This is a genomic window from Pedobacter sp. KBS0701 (assembly GCF_005938645.2).
In the GTDB taxonomy this organism is placed as follows: Bacteria; Bacteroidota; Bacteroidia; order Sphingobacteriales; family Sphingobacteriaceae; genus Pedobacter.
Genome location: NZ_CP042171.1, coordinates 6,062,424 through 6,081,608, shown reverse-complemented (window position 1 = coordinate 6,081,608; position 19,185 = coordinate 6,062,424). Strand labels below are relative to the sequence as shown.

The following is a 19,185-nucleotide window of genomic DNA, read 5'->3' as shown; positions in this document are numbered from 1 at the left end:
TAATAAAAAGAATATCATGGATCTGAAATTGTCAGGAAAAAGAACGCTGGTCACCGGCTACAATGCAACGATTTGGCTGACATTGAGCGCAGTGCCCTTGAACAATTTATGCAGATAATAAACCGGGGAAAATTCCAGCCAGCTAAAAAACATCGTTGATTGTTTTAGTTCCTTACATATAGTTATCTTTACTATTTCTGTAATGAGCAAGAAAACCAATAATATTCCTGTAAATATACTGCCTGAAGACAGTTGCAGGGGGATCATGATGATGCGGGATTCATTTAACGGGTCGCCCAATTCCGAACAGGTCGAACGGTCTCACCGGGATGGTGGTTATACTTTCATCATCCAGGAAATAGGAAAAACCCTAATTGAAATCGATTTTCAAACACATCATATCCAGGCACCGGCTGTTATCTTTATTCACCCTCATCAAGTTCACAGGGTTATAGCGTTCGAAGATGCAATGATCTGTACGTGGATCATAACAGAAGAAAACATCCGGCAGGAGTACTTAAGCATGCTTGAAAGTCTTGCGCCGGTAAACGCGTTGTCGGTTATTCCGGAAGCACTTGCTGTACTCACAGAAACTGCAGCGTTATGTATCAAACTGTCTGAAAATAAAACTGAAGTACTTTATCATCCCATTTTGAAGGAAAGCGTTAATACGCTTATTGTATCGATCATTTCCCAATACCTTGCATTGTCTAAGCCGGCTGAAAATCATGCCCGGATGGAGGATCTCACTAGGGAATTTAAGACCGCATTGGAAAAACATTATAAGTCGACCAAAAATCCGTCTGAATACGCTGCTCAGTTAAGTTTATCCCCTTCATACTTAAATGAATGTGTGAAAGCTACTACCGGAAAGTCCGTTTCCTCTCATATTCAACAGCGTGTGGTGCTGGAAGCGAAACGCCTTCTGTACCATTCAGGAAAATCAATAAAAGAGATTGCCGGCGATCTTGGCTACTATGACTATTCCTATTTCACACGACTGTTTACTAAAGTGGCCGGCATGGCACCCATTGATTTTCGGGCGAAAAACCGCGAATAGTCCTACACTTACAGTATCGTGTCATTGTACTAACTCAACTTCCGGCGTTCCTTTGTGCTCATAAAATAATAGAGCATGGGGATGATACAAACACCGGAACTTTTACTTCATAAAAAAATTGCTATAGTGGGCGGCGGCCCCGGCGGCCTGACACTTGCAAGGCTTTTGCAGATCAAAGGCGTGGAGGTCAAAGTTTATGAGCGGGATCACAGCCAGGCAGCACGCGTACAAGGCGCAATTGTCGACCTGCATTTTGACTCCGGCCTGAAAGCCATGGACGCGACCGGGCTGATGGAAGCATTCAAAGACAATTACATGCAGGGTGCTGATAAATACCGCTTGCTTGATCCAAAAGGAAATATCTTGTTTGATGAAGGTAACCAGGCCGGCAAACCACAATTTGGAGATCTGCAATTCAGGCCTGAAATAGACAGGGGTGCACTGAGGGATCTTTTGATCGACGGGTTGCTACCCGATACCGTAATATGGGACAGCCAGTTCCTGAGCATGAAGGAGGTTGACAATATTTGGGAATTGCAATTTAAGAACGGAACAACTGCTACTGCAGATATTGTTATCGGTTCAGATGGATACCGCTCCAGGATCCGGCCTTACCTTACTGACTTAAAAGCATCTTATTCAGGCGCGACAATTATCCAGGGCGAAATAGATCATCCGGAAACAGCCTGTCCCGAATTTTACAAATTAGTTGATCAGGCGAATTTGATGGCCATGGGAAACAGCGCGACCATAACTGCACAACCGCGGGGCGATGGCGGCTTGACTTTTTATGCTGCGTCATTGTACCCCGAAAACTGGGTTAAAGACAGCGGTATTGATTTTAGTAACCCTCAAGATGTGCACGAGTATCTGATCAATCGCTACGGAGATTGGAACCCTATATTTGCCAGCTTATTTAAAGCTTGCAACCATTTTGTTGCCCGGCCGCTGAACTACTTTCCTTTAGAGAACAGGTGGGGAACTAAATCAAACCTCACTCTTATTGGCGATGCCGCACATCTGATGCCGCCCAATGGTGAGGGCGTTAATTTGGCCATGCTTGACGCCTTAGATTTGTCAAATTGTTTGATCAATAAGGATTTTACACAACTTAGTGAAGCCATGGCAGCTTATGAAAAGATCATGTTTGACAGGGCTGCGCCATTATGTAAAGAAACAATCGAAAGCATCAGCGACTTTGCTGCGCCGACGGAAGAATCGGTGCAGAATCTGATTAAAATGCTTGGCAAAACAGATTAGTTAATTTTCTGAATTATCTTAGCTTATATTCGGGAGGTAATGATCCCCATTATCAAGTTTACTGAGACAGATAAGCTTAAAATTCGCTCAAAATCTATCGTTCTAATTAGGGTATTAATAACGAATTAAGTAATTGATATTTAATTTATTTGATTTATTTTATTGGTTTTGAGCCATTTTGTGGGGTTTGAAATAAACGGGCGAATCACCCGCCTGCCAAAGCGCATTAAAGCCCTCCAATCTGAGACTATCGCAAAATAAAAATTGACGAATATGAAAACACAGAATACCACTTTTGGAGTGATCTTCTAGGTAAGGGAGAGATTGGTGGTTCCTCAATTAAAATGTTCTATTTACTACGTGACCTTCTAAACCTAGCAGGTGTCACTTTAAATGTATGTTTAAAGAGACGGTTAAATGCGGCCTCTGATTGATAGCCGACTTGATTAGCTATAATACTTACATTGTCCTTGCTTGATAAAAGTATTTCTTTTGCCTTTTGCATACGCCAATTCTGGAGGTAACTAAGTGGAGTTTGCCCTACCAGCGATTTGAAGCTATTAAAAAAAAGCGTTCTTGACATTCCCGCAGATTTAGAAAGTTCTTCCAGCGTCCAGTTTTTTTCAGGTGAATCTTGTAAGTTTTGCAAAGCTGAACATATCCTTTCATCCGTCAATGCAAGCAAAAACCCCTGCTTGATTTTACTCTGATCTATATAGGCGCGTAATGTATGAATGAAAAGCCCTTCAGATAAACGGCTTACTAAAATATCACTGCCAGGCTTTGGTTGATCAATTTCCAGGAGTATCTGATTGGTGGTAAGTTCGAGCCAGTCTTGATTTTGTTGATGAATTTCTTTTAAGTGGATTACGCCAGGTAACCCGGTTATGAGAGGGTGTTGATATTGATCATTGAATTCAAAGTGACCGCCCAGCATGACAGTTTTCAAATCTCCATCCAAAAAGTAAGGGCTTTTGCTGTCCCGAAAATTTATATAGGTTTTTAAGGGGATCTTGATACTATCAGCTTTATCAGATATGCAATGACTGCTTCCATTTGGTATCAGCACGAGGTCTCCCTTAGCTAATTGTATGTAAACGTTTTCTTCTACTTTAAGGAAACACGCCCCTTCCAGCAGTTTCCAAAATTGCAAAAACCGACTTTTAGGCAACTCAATTCCCCAGGGAGCCGTTACTTCCAGTTTCCGGTAAACTACACCGCTAAGCTTTATTGATTCTAAAATTTTACTTAATGCATCCATGAAAATGTACGATTAAGCAAAATTAATGAATTAATCAGTCCATTATGTACATATTGTCTGGTTAATTTTGAATAATAATTAACAAGCAATGCATTCAACAAATAATGTTATGACCAACGACAAACTTCGAATCGTTTTTGAGAAGTACTTAGACGCATTCGCCAAGGCATCTCCTGCTGAGCAGGAACAACTCTTGAATTCAAGTGTAGCTGAAGATGTGGTATTTACAAATCCTGGCGTAGATGGCCGTGGACGAATTTCTCTTCTTGCTCATGCTACCGGCTTCCAAAAAAAATTTCCAGGTGGTTATTTCCGGGTAAATTGGTTTAGGCAGCAGCACGGACAGCTACTTTCAGAATGGACACAATATGACCAGCAAGGCCACGCACTTTTTACAGCGCATAGTTACGGACGGCTCAACGAGGACGACCTCTTGATCCACCTAGCCGGATTTTGGGCGGCCGGGGCCGTTTAGACTAAGGTAGCATGATTGTATTGTACAAGGTAATGCAGTTCAGGCCGGACTGGATAAATTTAGCAAGATTGATATACTCATCAACAACACTGCAAATTTCAATGCCGGTTATTTTGAGGAACTTTCTATAGAAGGAATTGAAGACCAGTTAGCAACCAGTTTATTCGCACCAATTAGCCAGATTGTGAGAATAGCTGTAATCGAGTTTATTATAAATACTCCATTTTTCAGAACCAAAAACTGCGTAAACAGATACCGGAAGTCCTAAATCACGGGGGTTTTCTTGTAAGATATTTGTAACAAATTATCGGGAAGTTCAGCAATCTTTGCTGTAGAACCTGACAATAATTGGCTATTGAAAAGAGAAGATGAAGCAGGAAGCCTCCTATTATGGAAATAAAAAAACCTATCCTATTAGCTAAAAATGGGGTTTTTATGTGATTTTCAGGCTTGAAAATCTTTGCTCCCTCTGCTTGGATCCCTTCGTCTGCGCTCAAGATAATTTCTCGCCCAGCCCTAAACACAAAAAACCCACAACTTTCGTCGTGGGTTTTGGCTCCCTCTGCTGGGCTCGAACCAGCGACCCTCTGATTAACAGTCAGATGCTCTAACCAGCTGAGCTAAGAAGGAGTGCTGGTTGTTCCTAAAACGAGGTTCTCTATACTCTGCAGCACAATTGCCCTTGTTCGTTTTGGGAATGCAATATTAGGGCTTTTAAATTATTTATGCAATATTTGCAGTGAAAAATTTTAAAAAAAAATTAATACATATATATGAGCCTGATAATCATAGGTACTGTAGCTTTTGATGCTATTGAAACGCCCTTCGGAAAAACAGATAAAATTGTTGGTGGTGCTGCAACTTACGCAAGTTTAGCCGCTTCTTACTTTTATAATAAAGCAAAAATTGTAGCTGTAGTGGGGGATGACTTTCATCAATCAGACATCGACACCTTTACCAAACATGGCATTGATACCGAAGGACTACAGATTAAAGCAGGTGAAAAATCATTTTTCTGGTCAGGTAAATACCATAACGACATGAATAGCCGTGATACTTTAATTACGGAATTAAATGTATTAGAAAATTTCGACCCGATTATCCCGGAGAGCTATCAAGACTGCGAATACCTGATGCTGGGCAACCTAACTCCACAGGTGCAGCAAACGGTAATTAAACGCCTTAAAAACCGGCCAAAATTAATCGTAATGGACACGATGAACTTCTGGATGGATATTATGATGGATGATTTATTGGAAACCATTAAAATGGTGGATGTATTAACCATTAATGATGCTGAAGCACGTCAGTTGTCGGGCGAATATTCATTGGTAAAAGCAGCGAAGAAAATCCTTGCTATGGGTCCAAAATATTTGATCATTAAAAAGGGTGAGCATGGCGCATTGTTATTCCATGAAGATCAGATTTTCTCCGCTCCGGCCTTGCCTTTGGCAGAAGTATTTGATCCAACGGGTGCTGGCGATACATTCGCAGGAGGTTTTATCGGTTATTTGGCTAAAGTGGGTACAATCAACTTCAATAACATGAAAAATGCAATTATTTATGGTTCAGCATTGGCTTCTTTCTGTGTAGAGAAATTTGGAACAGAAAAGTTATTGAATTTAACCGATGAAGAAGTTGCAGCAAGGATTCAAGAATTTGTAAACTTAAGTGCTTTCACCATAGAAATATAATCAGTTAACAGTTTTCAATAGGCAGTTCCCAGTTTCACACTGCATATAAATTAAGCCGTAGATTTTAAAGAGTAATTTCTTATAAACTGCGGCTTTTTTATTGGGTAAATTTCTAAGCCGAACAATCCAGCTTATACAAATTAATTTGGTTTAACGAGTACAGCTATCGGAACAAACTTTTCAAAAACAGCTTCGGTATGGGGTGCATCGGGCAATTCATCAGTCAAATCCTGCCCGGCCCAATGCTCGTAATGCTTCCCGTTTTTCCACAACCTGCTATCAGTCATATCATAGATCAAGCCTTTGTATGCTACCCAGATCTGTGGCTTATCCTGTCCGTTCCGCAAAGCAAGTTGTTGTTTGGTATAGCCTGGTAAATCCATTTAAATTAATTTCGGGCTGAAGATAATCAAAAGGTTTTAACCGTATAAGAAATAAAGGGTATATAAGCTTATGTTTTCTTACATGGTTAACCAGCTATTATTTTTTAAGCAAAAGGTCACTGCAAAGTTTTCCGTCTGAGCAGAGTCGAAAACCTATATGTTGTGTATTTCAATTTATTGTTCCGGTTTGAAGCGCAAGGTCGCTACAAGACAACAAATTCACTCCCGTTTTCGCTTTTACGCTTCACTGCCTCGTACCCTCGTTGCTGTAGGGTATCGCTTCAACCGGGGCTAGCTGGCCAAAACAGCATTTCATTTTTGGGGTTTTTATAGTGCAGCCCCCGTTCTTAAACCCGATCCGATAGCTATCGGATGCAATGAATCCCGACGTTAAGTCGGGAGTAATGGAAAGCGGGGCTGAAAACCTCCAAGAACACAGAACGTTCGTTTCCTAATAAAAAATAAAATTATCTCCCTTATGCCTGACTTTTACCAGCCCTGCTTTTAAAAACTTCGTACAGGTAGATATTCATCAGCAACAGCCCCATTAAATAAAAATGATCTTCAAAAGGGATAGTACCCACTCGAAACCCAAGGTTTTGCTTATTATTATACATCACCACCGGAATAGCAGTTAAAAAACCATTTACAATATAGAAGGGGATAAGCGAAACCAGGTAAGCCCTGTAAAATTTGTACATAAACCTAAACTCCACATTTACATATTCTACATAAGCCAGCACTATAAATAAAAAGCCAAAATTAATTAGCGTGTACCACCTGTTGTAACCAAAAAATAAAATGGCCACGCAAAGCCCCAGAAACAGATTACTTAACGCAAGGCTATATTTTTGCAGATCATTTTTTGGGAAATAGATGTTCAAACATTCGTAAATAAAAATACAGGCATACGGAACAGTTAAAAAGAATAAGATCTCTTCCAAAGGTAGGCCCAGAAGATTTACACCTATGATGTAACCGGGATTAAACGACCATACATGGAGCTTGGTAAACAGGATATCCCAAATTAAAAATACAATGCCAGTAAGCAATATTGCAGGAAATACAAACTTCCATTTGCTAAAAAAATGAACCTTTTTATCAAATGATAAAACCAATGGAAAAAAAATTACGGCAATATTAATAAGTAGATAGATATAATTCATTCTAAAGGTGTTTTGTCAAAATTTTAACTTCAGCAGAACTGCATTTTTTACTGTCGATCATAAATTTAGCTACGTTTTTAACCAGTTCGCGATCAGCAAGACCGAAGTTTCCATTTTGATAATGTTTAACAATCTCTTTTTTATCCTGAGCCAAATCTTTACTGAAGCCGAGAAAGGAAGGCGTATAAAATTCAATCGAAAACCGCATAAAACGGATCTCCAGATTTTCCTTATCCATATCTATTGCTCTTTGCATCGTTTTTAGCGATCGGCTCACATACTTGATCTTATTATACGGATTCCAGGAGTGTTTGGCTTTGAGCGCTTCCAGGGTTCCTGTGTAGCCGGTAATTAGTGCTGTTTTGTTTGGCAGTTTATTTAGCCTGGTAAATAAAGAATCGGTTAGTTTGGAGTTTTCAACCGCCTTAACCATATTAATTTTTAATATTGCAATTTCCTGAGTGGATAACTGAGCGTAAGTAACATGGCTTGCTGCAAATAGCAGCAAAAATATAATGCGTAGTTTAATCATGAGATGGTGGCAAATGTAAGAAAAGCTAAGCGTATTTGCTTCCAACTGTCATCCTGAATACATTTCACCAAAACTACCGATTGAATCAAGCTCCCATAAAGACTACTTCTAACAAAAAAAAGATTCTTTACTGCGTTTAGAATGATAAACACAGAATGACAAAAAACCAAAACAAAACGCAATAAAATTCCTTTATTTATACCATGGAGAAAAAACCCAAGGTTACCATTATAGGTGCCGGTTTTGCAGGCCTGGCTGCTGCAGCTTTATTGGCCAAAGATGGTTGTGATGTTACTGTTATTGAAAAGAACGAAATGGCCGGCGGCCGTGCCAGAACCTGGGAAAAAGACGGCTTTCTTTTCGATATGGGCCCGAGCTGGTATTGGATGCCTGATGTTTTCGAAAACTACTATCAGATCTTTGATAAAACAGCGTCCGATTTTTATGAACTGAAAAGGCTAAGTCCTTCTTACCGCATTTATTTTGGTAAAAATGATATTATTGATGTTCCAGCGACATTGGATGACCTATATGCTTTATTTGAAAAACTAGAGCCAGGCAGCAGCGACAACCTAAAACATTTTCTCGATCAGGCAAAGTACAAGTACGATGTAGGCATGAACGAATATGTTTTCAAGCCTTCGCACAGTATAATGGAATATTTCGATCCCCGTTTAGCTGTTAGCGGAATCAAACTACAGCTTTTGGGAAATATGCGCAAGCACGTACATCAGTTGTTCAAAAATGAGCGTTTAAGGAAACTGTTAGAATTCCCCGTTTTATTTTTAGGTGCCACACCACAGAACACGCCTGCGCTGTATAGTTTAATGAACTATGCCGATCTCGTTTTAGGTACCTGGTATCCTATGGGCGGCATGCATAAAATTGTGAATGCCATGCAGAAAATTGCCGAAGAGCAGGGGGTGAAATTTATTTTTGATACCGAGGTGCTTAAAATCGAAGTTAAGAACAACATTGCTGAAGAAGTGATTACAAATAAGGGGAATTTTAAAAGTGATTTTATAGTGGGCAATGCCGATTATCACCACATTGATCAACACCTTTTTGATGCGCCGTACCAAAATTACACCGAAAAATACTGGGATACCAGAACCATGGCTCCTTCCTGCCTGTTGTTTTATATCGGCTTAAATAAGAAGCTCAACAATATATTACACCACAATCTTTTCTTCGACGAGAATTTTGATCAACATGCTGAAGAAATTTACACTGACCCGCAATGGCCAACAAAACCATTATTTTATGCCTGCTGTCCATCGGTTACCGATCCGGGTGTAGCGCCAGAGGGTTGCGAAAACCTTTTCTTTTTGGTTCCGCTTGCACCTGATTTAAAAGATAGCGAAAGCAAAAGGGAAGAATATTTTAATTTATTGATAAATCGTTTCAAAAATTTAACAGGAAACGACATTAGTGATAACATTCTGTTTAAACGAAGTTATGCCATGAACGATTTTATTGAAGATTACCATGCTTTTAAAGGAAATGCGTATGGATTAGCAAACACTTTGAAACAAACTGCTTTCTTAAAACCCAAAATGAAAAGTAAGGTAACAAATTTTTTATATACCGGACAGTTAACCGTTCCTGGCCCTGGCGTACCACCTGCAATCATCTCCGGACAAGTGGTAGCAAAAGAAATAAAAAAAAAGTTAAAAAAAGCTTGACAAATTTAAAATTTCCCTTATCTTTATAACCACAAAACAAAAACACTGCAAAAAAGCTTCAAAACACATAATCGTTCGGGGTTTGCATTTGTTTCGAAATAAGAGAGAAGGCGAATTGTTGAAAGAAAAAATAAGAATCAACTAACCAAATATATGATAAGCAAAAAGGCCTGGATTTTCCAGGCCTTTTGCTTTTTAGGCTGTTTTGGAAAATTTTGCTTAAAATCTAAGCGTCATCTCGACTCAAGAGCAGCGAAATGGAGAGATCTATCTCGAGATGGATTTAGCTTCGCTGAGTACTACGTGGTTCTCGATTAAGTTACCGATGTAAAATGGGTACAGGTAACACTCCGCTCGAAATGAGGAGACATAAGAACAAACCAAAAAAGGGCCAGATAAAATCTGAGCCCCTAGTTTTTCGATGGATGTATCTTATACCAATTCTACACTGGCAATTTCTTTTGAGTAAGTTTTAAGGTATTTTTTTAAAATACCTCTTGCTACGTGGATACGGGTTTTCACTGTTCCAATTGGAATTTCTAACATATCCGCAATTTCATGGTATTTGTAACCTTCAAAATAGCGGATAAAAGGCACATAATATTCTTCCGGCAATTGCGAAAGGGCTTTGTCAATATCGCCCAGTACAAATTTACTTTCTGCCTGGTTTTTAGTCGCACTGTATGAAAGATTTGCAGAAGAAATATCTTCGCTTTGTGTAATTAGCGTATTGGTTTTTACCAAACGACGGTAGTTATTAATGAAAGTATTTTTCATAATGGTAAATAACCAGCCTTTCAGGTTAGTACCTTCTTTAAACTTATTGTAATAAGTGATTGCTTTAAGCATGGTGTCCTGAACCAAATCATTTGCGTCTTCTGCGTCTTTAGTAAAATTTAAAGCATAAGACCTAAGTGATACCGAGTGATGATTAACCAGATGATTGAATTCAAATTTTGTCATGATTTTTAGCTTTAGGTAGATTAAAACAAATTATTGCTTATTCTACTAAACCTAAACAAACTTAATACCAAAATTTTCTGGCACGGTGTTAAAAGTGCTTAACTACTTAATAGCCAGCCTTCGTCACAGAATATTTACTTCTCTTTCCAGAATGACTCCAAAAGTAGACTTCACACTGTCTATTATTTGTTCAGAAAAATTATACACTTCTGTACCAGTTGCGTGTCCATGGTTAACTAAAACCAAAGCCTGATTTTTCCATGTGCCTGTTTGACCAACCACTTTACCCTTCCAGCCACATTGTTCAATTAACCAGCCTGCTGCTAATTTAATTTTATCATCTGCTGTGGGGTAATGTACCACATCGGGGTACTTTGCCACAATATCGGCAAATTCATATTTTTCGATTACTGGATTTTTAAAGAAACTGCCAGCGTTACCAATAGTAGATGGATCGGGCAGTTTGCTCACACGGATGTGCGATACGGCAGAAGAAACATCAGCAATATTTGGATTTTCGATTCCCCTGTTCAGCAACTCCGTTTCAATTGCACCGTAAGAAGTATTAATTTTTGCTTCAGTTGACAAACGGAAAGTAACAGATGTAATAATATACTGCCCCCTTAATTCCCTTTTGAAAATACTTTCACGATAACCAAAACGGCAATCGGCATAGCCGAAGGTTTTCATTTTCCCGGTTTTAATTTCAAATGCCTTGCAGCTTTCGAAAACGTCTTTCAACTCTACCCCATACGCACCAATATTCTGTATGGGTGAAGCGCCAACCGTGCCGGGAATCAGGCTTAAATTCTCTACACCTGCAAAATGATGTTCAACACAATAGTTTACAAAATCATTCCAGACCTCACCTGCACCAGCAATTACCAAAACTTTATCATCAATAACTTCAGATTGAATACCCTTGATGCTGATTTTAATAACTAATCCGTTATAATCCTGAGTAAATAACACATTGCTACCTCCGCCAATCACTAAAAGCTTTTGAGATTTTATGATCTCGTTTTTAAATAAGCTAACCAGATCTGCCTCAGAGAATATCTCAGCGAAATAGCTGGCCTTAACATCTATACCAAATGAGTTATATGGTTTTAGAGAAATATTTTCCTGGATTTGAAGCATATTGATTTTGGGTTATGCTGCAAAAGTAGAATAAAAAATAATTAAGGAACGATTTTGGTAATCCCCTTATCAAAATTAAGGCTTAAAATCTCAGGCTTATCTCCTGCTATAGTTACCCCAGAAAGTTTCCAGCCAATAAACGCAGGTTTCGTTTTAGTAAATTCCAACAAGTGGTATCGCTCTTTAGTTAATCTGGCGCTGATCAAACCTACGCTATCCGACTCTGCCTGACTCAAATGCTCAATCTGACTTTCTAATTCAGCCAGGGTAATATCCAGCTCGTTTCCCTTTTTCAGGCTATCGGCATAAGCCTGGGGAGATATATTGTATAGACTATCCAATTTTGAACCATCAAAATTCAAATCCCGGTTACTGGTTTCGTATTTCGATTCTACAAGTGCAATGGCGCGGTCTTTATCAGTCTTTTTTTCACAAGAATATAAGGTCAAAGAGATAATTACAAGAAGAATGATCTGATAATAATTTTTCATATAGCTTAATTTAGCTCTTTAATACTGCTTTCCGCACAAACAACAAACCAAAAGCTTTCCCTTTTTCCTTCCCCCTACTTTTATGGTGGATTTTATGCGCTTTACGTACTGCCTGCAAATAAGCATTATTACTTTTAAAGGTTTTAAAACGACGGTGCACAAACCAATCGTGTACTACAAAATAAATCAGTCCATACAAAGTAATGCCTAAGCCCGCAAAAAACAGGTAGCCAAAACTATCCTGATCGGTGTACATTAAATATAAGGACACTCCAGCAAATAACACCGCAAACAGATCGTTCCATTCGAAAAATGATTTTGCCTTTTGGTGATGGCTTTTATGCATAAACCACAGTGGTCCATGGAATAAATACTTGTGTATAAACCACGACAAACACTCCATAAAAATAATGGTAAATAATACGATAAGAATATTGATAAATACAGACAATTTTTCTAAATGATTGGTTTGTAAAGATATATAACAGCCAAATATGCAAAATTATGTCATAAAACTGTAAGCTTAACAATGTTTTTAAAAAACGTTTCATGACAAATCATTTTTTAGCACTATTTTTGACTAAAATATTAAAAAAGTCAGAAAGTAGAAAAGTAAAATGATTGTAGCCGATAAAAAGAGAGAGCAAATTATTGATGGTGCTATAAAACGCTTTATCCATTTTGGTATTGGTAAAACCACAATGAATGATATTGCCGAAGATCTATCTGTATCCAAACCATCTCTTTATTATTATTTTCCGGATAAAAAACATTTGATTGTGGGAGTAATTGAAAGAGTGTTTAACGATTTCTTTGAACTGATTAAAAAGAAATACAACCCTGATTTGCCGGTACAGGAAATTCTTTTTAATACCATTGATGTTCGGAACACCTTTTTCCAAAAATATTACATGCTCCGCATTACGGAGGGCATTCCGGATTTACTGAACGATGAGGTAATTAAAAGTAAACTGCACTCATTAAAAGAATCGGAAAAGGACTTTTTCGCAGAGATTTTTAGTCTGGCTAAATCAAAAGGAGAAATTGAGCATGATGATACAGCACATGTTGCCGAATTATACCTGGAAAGTTTAATGGGCCTTTGTACAATGTGTATTATGGAAACCGGCAAGGACCTTTTCCCTGATAAAAAAGCATTAAATAAAATGACTTTAAAACAAAAAAACCTGACCACCATCTTTATAAGAGGTTTAAGGTGTGTAGACTAAAAAGCGTGACGTTAGCATCAATAAACAGACCCGAATTAACTGGTTTGAAAAAATAGAGAAGAAACCCAAAAACAAAAAAACAATACATTATGCTTAGAATAAAAATGGTAAGATTAATGCTCATCGTCATTATTGGCTCGGTATTACCGCAGCTGGCAATTGCACAGCAGCAAATTACCTTAAAAGATGCGCTCACATTTGCGCTCCAAAACAACACAAAAGTGCGCAATGCCAGGTTGGATATTGAAGGCGGAAGGTACAAGGTAGAAGAAGTAAGGGCACAAGCCTTACCACAACTCACCGGAAATGTAGGTTTAACTTACAACCCTATTATTGGCCAGTTGGTTGCTAATATTGGTGGAGCAACACAGTCGTTTAAATTAGGGCAGAACTGGAATTCTACCGCAGGCGTTCAACTTTCGCAGCAATTATTTAACCAACAGGTTTTTACCGGCCTGCAGGCTGCACGTTCAAGCGAAGAATATTATGCACTTACTTCACAGTTAACAGAAGAACAAATTATCGAACTGGTGGCCAACAATTACTACCAGGTTTTGGTAAACAGGCAACAGCTTAACGTAATCGACACCAACATTAAAAATGTTAAAGTGGTTGAAAAAATTGTGGGTAACCAATATAAAAATGGTTTAGCCAGAAAAATCGATGTAGACCGGATTAGTGTAAACCTAACCAATTTAAATACACAGCGCGAGCAAACGCTTAATGCGATTACCCAATTGGAAAACCAGTTGAAATTTTCGATGGGAATGGCGGTTGCAACTCCAATTAGCCTTCCTGCTACCGAATTAACAGAAGTAACTACATTACCTATGTTTACAGATTCTATCGATCTCGCCAACAGAACTGAAGTTAAACTTTTAAATAACCAGGATAAACTTTTATCCCTGCAAAGAAAAGCTTATGTAGCCGAATACTATCCTAGTTTGTCTTTAACAGGCAATTATACCTATTCGAGCCAGAGCAATAGTTTCGATTTCCTTAAAACGAATGCTTCGGCTATCGGTTTTGGTTCGTCAGCAATTGGATTAACCTTAAAAGTGCCAATTTTTAACGGTTTCTTAACCCGTTCTAAAATCCGCCAGGCTGATGTAGACATTAAAAAGGCTCAGGAAAGCAGAAAAGAGACCAACAATGCTTTAAACCTGGCTTATGAAAATGCAAAAATACAATTGCGCAATAATTTAAATACTATTAAAGCGCAGCGTAAAAATGCCGATTTAGCGCAAGAGATCTATAGAAGTACCCAAAATAACTACAATAACGGCTTAGCTTCGTTAACCGACCTTTTGGATACCGAAAATGCACTTACCTCGGCACAAAACAGCTATACACAGGCTTTATTAAATTATAAAATAGCCGAAATACAATTAATCAAATCAAACGGAAATATTAAATCGCTAGTACAATAGAAATGAAAAGAGTAATTACCATAATCATCGTAGTTGTTGTTGCCCTTGGTGCAATAGCTTATGTTTTAAGCAACAATAAAAAGAAGAACGAAGAAAAAACTGCTTTCATTGCTAAAGGTGGTGGTGCTGTTGCCGTTCGTGTTGCCCAAGTAGAAAGAAAAGCTGTAAATTTAGATTTCAGTGCAAACGGAAACTTTATTCCTAAACAAGAACTTAACTTCTTATCAGAAAATGCTGGTCGTGTTACGGCTATTTATGTAGATGAAGGTGACCGGGTAAGCAAAGGACAGGTTTTAGCCCGCGTTGACGCTGAAATCATCAATACAGATAGGGAAACTGCTGAAGCTAACTACCAGAATGCAGTGAGAGATGAGGCCAGATACCAAAGCTCATTCTCAACTGGTGGTGTTACGCAACAACAGTTAGACCAGGCTAAATTGGCTACAAGAAATGCAAAACTGCGTTTACAGGCTTCACAAAGAAGATTAAGTGATGCGAACATTAAATCGCCAATTAACGGTATTGTAAACAAAAGATACATCGAAGTTGGTGCTTTTGTAAATACCCAGGGCACTCAATTGTTCGAGCTTGTTGATGTTTCTAAATTAAAATTAAAAGTAAACGTTAACGAATCGCAGGTTGCCAATCTTAAAATCGGTGACCAGATCGACATTAAATCTTCTGTTTTCCCAACTGATAATTTCTCCGGAAAGGTAACTTTCATCGCTGCTAAAGCTGATGGAACCTTAAACTTCCCTATTGAAATTGAAGTAGAGAACAGCCACAAAAACACTTTAAAAGCCGGTATGTACGGAACTGCCATATTTAAGTTTCCTAAACAAGCACCTAGCATCCTTATCCCACGTACATCATTTGTGGGTAGTGTAAGCAGCAATCAGGTTTTCGTATTGGACAAAGCCAACAATACTGCCAAAACCCGTAATGTTGTAGCTGGCCGTATTTTAGGAGATAATGTTGAGATTCTTGACGGCTTAAAAGAAGGTGAAACTGTAATTACCAGTGGACAGATTAACTTAACTGAAGGTACTGCCGTTAGTATCGTAAAGTAAGTTAACAGAATTTTTCGGCTTTTAAAAACGCGATATGCCAATCGCAAAACGCAATACGAATTAAAATGAAGATAACAGACATATCTATAAAAAGGCCTTCGCTGGTGATTGTGGTGTTTACCGCACTTACCTTGCTTGGGCTACTAAGTTACTTTTCGTTGGGTTATGAATTACTTCCAAAATTCTCTAACAACGTAGTATCTATTTCGACCATCTACCCTGGCGCTTCGCCAAATGAGGTTGAAAACACCGTAACCAAAAAGATTGAGGATGCGGTATCATCGATGGAAAACATTAAGAAAATCAATTCTGTATCGTTTGAGAGTTTATCAACTGTTACCATCACCTTAACTGATGCGGCAAACATCGATATTTCCTTAAATGACGCACAAAGAAAGGTAAACGCCATTCTTTCTGATCTGCCTGAGGATGTAAAAACGCCGTCGTTAAGTAAATTCTCTTTGGATGATTTACCGGTAATTACCATGTCGGCATCAGCCAATATGGATGATATTACCTTTTACGATTTAATCGATAAACGTATAGCTCCGGTAATTTCGAGGGTAAGTGGTATTGCACAGGTTAACCTTGTTGGTGGTTCAGAACGCGAAATTCAGGTTTCGTTAGATGCCAATAAACTCCAGGGCTACAACCTTTCGGTTCCTCAGGTGCAACAATTAATTTTGAGTTCTAACCTCGATTTCCCTACTGGAAGTGTTAAAACGCAGAATCAGGATGTATTAATCCGTTTATCGGGTAAATACAGAAGTATGGAAGAATTGAGAAACCTTGTTTTAACAACAACTAAAGATGGAGCACAGATCCGCTTAGGTGATGTAGCCGATGTTCAGGATTCGCAAAAAGAAACCGAGAAACTGGCACGTATCGATCGTAAAGCGTCTATCGCTATCCAGATCATTAAACAAAGTGATGCGAATGCAGTAGAGGTAAGTAAAGGTGTACACGCCATTATTGCCAAACTTAAAACTGAATATGCAGCCAATAAGCTTGATATCAGAATTGTTAACGACAGTTCAATCTTTACCTTAGAATCAGCCGATGCGGTAATCCACGATTTAATTCTTGCGGTTATCTTGGTGGCCTTCGTAATGCTTTTCTTCCTGCACAGCTTACGTAATGCGTTAATTGTAATGGTATCCATTCCGGTTTCGTTAATTGCCACCTTTATCGGAATCAGCTTGTTCGGCTTTACTTTAAACTTAATGTCGCTGTTGGGGCTATCACTCGTGGTAGGTATCCTGGTGGATGATGCGATTGTGGTACTGGAGAACATCCAGCGACACATGGAGATGGGTAAAAACAAGGTAAGGGCAGCATCTGATGCGACAAGAGAGATCGGTTTTACGGTTGTATCCATTACTTTCGTAATTGTGGTGGTGTTCTTCCCGATTGCGGTAAGTACCGGATTAGTATCTAACATCTTACGTCAGTTTTGTATTGTGGTAATTATTGCAACTTTACTTTCGTTGGTCGCTTCATTTACTATTGTACCATTGATCTTCTCTCGTTTCGGTAAATTGGAACATATTGAAGGTAAAAACATATTTGGCCGTTTCATTCTCTGGTTCGAAAAACAGTTAAAGAAATTTACCCTTTGGATTACCAGTATATTAACATGGTCGTTAAACCATAAAGCACTTACTTTAGTTGCCGTAGTGGTGATGTTCTTAAGTTCTTGCGGTTTATTGGTAGGCGGTTTTATTGGTTCTGAGTTCTTCCCTAAATCAGATAAAGGTGAGTTCTTGGTTCAGCTGGAGTTACCAAAAGATGCTTCTTTAGAGCAAACCAACTTCTTAACACAAAAAGCCGAGGCTTTCTTAGATAAACAACCAGAGATTACACAATTAATTACAACTGTAGGACAATCGACAGGTGATTTCGGTGGTACGCAGGCAACAGCCTATAAATCGGAGATCAACGTAAAACTTGTTGAGCGTGATGAACGTGAAGGTGTTTCTTCAGATATTTTTGCAACGAAAATGAGCCGTGCACTGGCAAAAGAATTAATTGGTGCAAAAGTAAAAACCGTTCCAATCAGTATTTTGGGTATTGCAGAAAATGCACCGATCCAGTTGGTGGTAATGGGTTCTGATTTGGATAGTGCTTTGAAATATGCCGAAGGTGCACAGAAAGTACTTGCTTCTATTCCTGGTGCTACAGAGATTAAATTATCGGTAGAAAAAGGAACGCCTGAAATTAACGTTCAGGTAGACCGTGATAAGATGTCGGCAGTTGGCTTAACGCTACAAACCGTAGGTTCTACCATGCAGACTGCTTTTGCGGGTAACACGGATGGCAAATACAGAAAAGGCGAATACGAATATGATATCAATATCCAGTATCAAAACTTTAACCGCCAGAACATTGACGACGTACGTAACCTGATTTTTGTAAATAATGATGGCAAACAGATTAAGTTATCGCAGTTTGCAACCATTACTGAAGGTTCAGGACCAAGTCAACTGGAGCGTTTAAATAAATCGACTTCAGTATCAGTTAAGGCCCAATCAATCGGTAGACCAACAGGAACCGTGGTTGCAGAATTCCAGGCAAAACTGGAAGAGATGCAAAAAAATGGCAAACTCAAAGCGCCAATTGGCGTAAGTTATAGTTGGGCGGGTGATCAGGAGAACCAAAGCGAAGGTTTTGGTACCTTAGGTATCGCTTTATTGGCTTCGATCATTTTGGTTTACCTGATTATGGTTGCCCTCTACGATAGTTTTATCTATCCATTAGTGGTGATGTTTTCACTTCCGCTAGCGGTAATCGGAGCCCTGTTGGCCCTGGCTTTAACCAATAATTCAATTGGTATCTTTACCATTTTGGGATTAATTATGTTAATGGGTCTCGTAGCGAAAAATGCGATTATCCTGGTCGATTTTACCAACCACTTAAAAGCTGAAGGTAAAGAAACCAAAGAAGCGCTTGTGTTGGCTAACCATGCACGTTTACGTCCAATCTTAATGACAACCATCGCCATGGTATTTGGTATGCTTCCAATTGCCCTGGCAAGCGGTGCAGGTGCCGAATGGAAAAATGGTTTGGCATGGGTTATTGTAGGTGGATTAACCAGTTCATTGTTCTTAACTTTAATTGTGGTACCTGTGGTGTACTTAATGTTCGACAGAATGTTAGAGCGCCTTGGCTTCAATAAAAAAGGAAAAACCATCGACGAGTTAATGGTTGAACCATACGACCATAAAGATGTAAACGAATACGACTTAGATCACGGACATTAATAAACATCCAGATTAACAATCAATTTAGCCCCGACCCCAAATCGGGGCTTTTTTGTGGAGTTTTAAAAATCAAGAGCCATGGTTTA

The 19,185-nt window shown here is 38.8% G+C and carries 17 protein-coding genes and 1 tRNA gene; 9 read left to right on the top strand and 9 right to left on the bottom strand.

The genetic code is table 11. The annotated features are described in order from the left end of the window. Window positions 1-202: 202 nt before the first annotated feature. Window positions 203-1,060 (top strand): AraC family transcriptional regulator, encoded by an 858-nt coding sequence (locus tag FFJ24_RS24835; protein WP_138819776.1) that lies wholly within the window; start codon window positions 203-205, stop codon window positions 1,058-1,060. Window positions 1,061-1,135: 75 nt separating this feature from the next. Further along, window positions 1,136-2,320, top strand: a complete 1,185-nt coding sequence (locus tag FFJ24_RS24830; RefSeq protein ID WP_210419427.1) for an NAD(P)/FAD-dependent oxidoreductase — start codon at window positions 1,136-1,138, stop codon at window positions 2,318-2,320. 349 nt (window positions 2,321-2,669) lie between these two features. Here the strand turns inward: FFJ24_RS24830 and FFJ24_RS24825 are convergent, their stop codons facing one another. Continuing rightward, window positions 2,670-3,581, bottom strand: a complete 912-nt coding sequence (locus FFJ24_RS24825; protein ID WP_138819775.1) for an AraC family transcriptional regulator — start codon at window positions 3,579-3,581, stop codon at window positions 2,670-2,672. A gap of 109 nt (window positions 3,582-3,690) precedes the next feature. Between FFJ24_RS24825 and FFJ24_RS24820 the strand changes: the two genes are divergently transcribed. After that, on the top strand, window positions 3,691-4,056 hold the full coding sequence (locus tag FFJ24_RS24820) for a nuclear transport factor 2 family protein (RefSeq protein WP_138819774.1): 366 nt from the start codon (window positions 3,691-3,693) through the stop codon (window positions 4,054-4,056). A gap of 553 nt (window positions 4,057-4,609) precedes the next feature. Here FFJ24_RS24820 and FFJ24_RS24815 read toward each other — a convergent pair. Next, window positions 4,610-4,686 (bottom strand) — tRNA-Asn (locus tag FFJ24_RS24815). A 143-nt stretch (window positions 4,687-4,829) separates the two neighbouring features. On the opposite strand from FFJ24_RS24815, the gene FFJ24_RS24810 reads away from it, so the two are divergent. Next, window positions 4,830-5,750: a PfkB family carbohydrate kinase gene (locus FFJ24_RS24810; protein WP_138819773.1), complete on the top strand. Its 921-nt coding sequence runs from the start codon at window positions 4,830-4,832 to the stop codon at window positions 5,748-5,750. A 140-nt stretch (window positions 5,751-5,890) separates the two neighbouring features. Here FFJ24_RS24810 and FFJ24_RS24805 read toward each other — a convergent pair whose 3' ends face one another. From FFJ24_RS24805 to FFJ24_RS24795, 3 genes are all read right to left on the bottom strand, one after another. Beyond that, window positions 5,891-6,133: a cytochrome b5 domain-containing protein gene (locus tag FFJ24_RS24805; RefSeq protein WP_138819772.1), complete on the bottom strand. Its 243-nt coding sequence runs from the start codon at window positions 6,131-6,133 to the stop codon at window positions 5,891-5,893. Between the two features lie 476 nt (window positions 6,134-6,609). Continuing rightward, entirely contained in the window at window positions 6,610-7,299 is a 690-nt protein-coding gene (locus FFJ24_RS24800) for a lycopene cyclase domain-containing protein (RefSeq protein ID WP_138819771.1), read from the bottom strand. Window position 7,300: 1 nt separating this feature from the next. Continuing rightward, window positions 7,301-7,831, bottom strand: a complete 531-nt coding sequence (locus tag FFJ24_RS24795) for a hypothetical protein (protein WP_138819770.1) — start codon at window positions 7,829-7,831, stop codon at window positions 7,301-7,303. Between the two features lie 203 nt (window positions 7,832-8,034). On the opposite strand from FFJ24_RS24795, the gene FFJ24_RS24790 reads away from it, so the two are divergent. After that, window positions 8,035-9,516: an NAD(P)/FAD-dependent oxidoreductase gene (locus FFJ24_RS24790; protein ID WP_138819769.1), complete on the top strand. Its 1,482-nt coding sequence runs from the start codon at window positions 8,035-8,037 to the stop codon at window positions 9,514-9,516. Between the two features lie 432 nt (window positions 9,517-9,948). On the opposite strand, the gene FFJ24_RS24785 is transcribed toward FFJ24_RS24790, so the two are convergent. The 4 genes from FFJ24_RS24785 to FFJ24_RS24770 all read right to left on the bottom strand — a co-directional run bounded on the left by FFJ24_RS24785 (window position 9,949) and on the right by FFJ24_RS24770 (window position 12,561). Continuing rightward, window positions 9,949-10,479 carry an RNA polymerase sigma factor gene (locus FFJ24_RS24785; RefSeq protein ID WP_121284155.1) on the bottom strand — a complete coding sequence of 177 codons (531 nt, stop codon included), beginning with the start codon at window positions 10,477-10,479 and terminating at the stop codon, window positions 9,949-9,951. 123 nt (window positions 10,480-10,602) lie between these two features. Continuing rightward, window positions 10,603-11,619 carry a UDP-N-acetylmuramate dehydrogenase gene (gene murB / locus FFJ24_RS24780; RefSeq protein ID WP_138819768.1) on the bottom strand — a complete coding sequence of 339 codons (1,017 nt, stop codon included), beginning with the start codon at window positions 11,617-11,619 and terminating at the stop codon, window positions 10,603-10,605. 41 nt (window positions 11,620-11,660) lie between these two features. Then, window positions 11,661-12,110 carry a hypothetical protein gene (locus FFJ24_RS24775; protein ID WP_138819767.1) on the bottom strand — a complete coding sequence of 150 codons (450 nt, stop codon included), beginning with the start codon at window positions 12,108-12,110 and terminating at the stop codon, window positions 11,661-11,663. Window positions 12,111-12,120: 10 nt separating this feature from the next. Next, complete coding sequence (locus tag FFJ24_RS24770) at window positions 12,121-12,561, bottom strand: sterol desaturase family protein (protein WP_371716935.1); 441 nt, start codon at window positions 12,559-12,561, stop codon at window positions 12,121-12,123. Between the two features lie 166 nt (window positions 12,562-12,727). Here FFJ24_RS24770 and FFJ24_RS24765 point away from each other — a divergent pair, with 166 nt between their 5' ends. The 4 genes from FFJ24_RS24765 to FFJ24_RS24750 all read left to right on the top strand — a co-directional run bounded on the left by FFJ24_RS24765 (window position 12,728) and on the right by FFJ24_RS24750 (window position 19,099). Continuing rightward, entirely contained in the window at window positions 12,728-13,339 is a 612-nt protein-coding gene (locus FFJ24_RS24765) for a TetR/AcrR family transcriptional regulator (RefSeq protein WP_138819766.1), read from the top strand. An 89-nt stretch (window positions 13,340-13,428) separates the two neighbouring features. Continuing rightward, window positions 13,429-14,769, top strand: a complete 1,341-nt coding sequence (locus FFJ24_RS24760; protein WP_138819765.1) for a TolC family protein — start codon at window positions 13,429-13,431, stop codon at window positions 14,767-14,769. A 2-nt stretch (window positions 14,770-14,771) separates the two neighbouring features. Beyond that, a complete protein-coding gene (locus FFJ24_RS24755; protein ID WP_138819764.1) occupies window positions 14,772-15,839 on the top strand; it encodes an efflux RND transporter periplasmic adaptor subunit in 1,068 nt (355 codons plus the stop codon). A 65-nt stretch (window positions 15,840-15,904) separates the two neighbouring features. Further along, window positions 15,905-19,099, top strand: coding sequence for an efflux RND transporter permease subunit (locus tag FFJ24_RS24750; RefSeq protein WP_138819763.1), 3,195 nt, complete (start codon window positions 15,905-15,907; stop codon window positions 19,097-19,099). Window positions 19,100-19,185 lie beyond the last annotated feature (86 nt).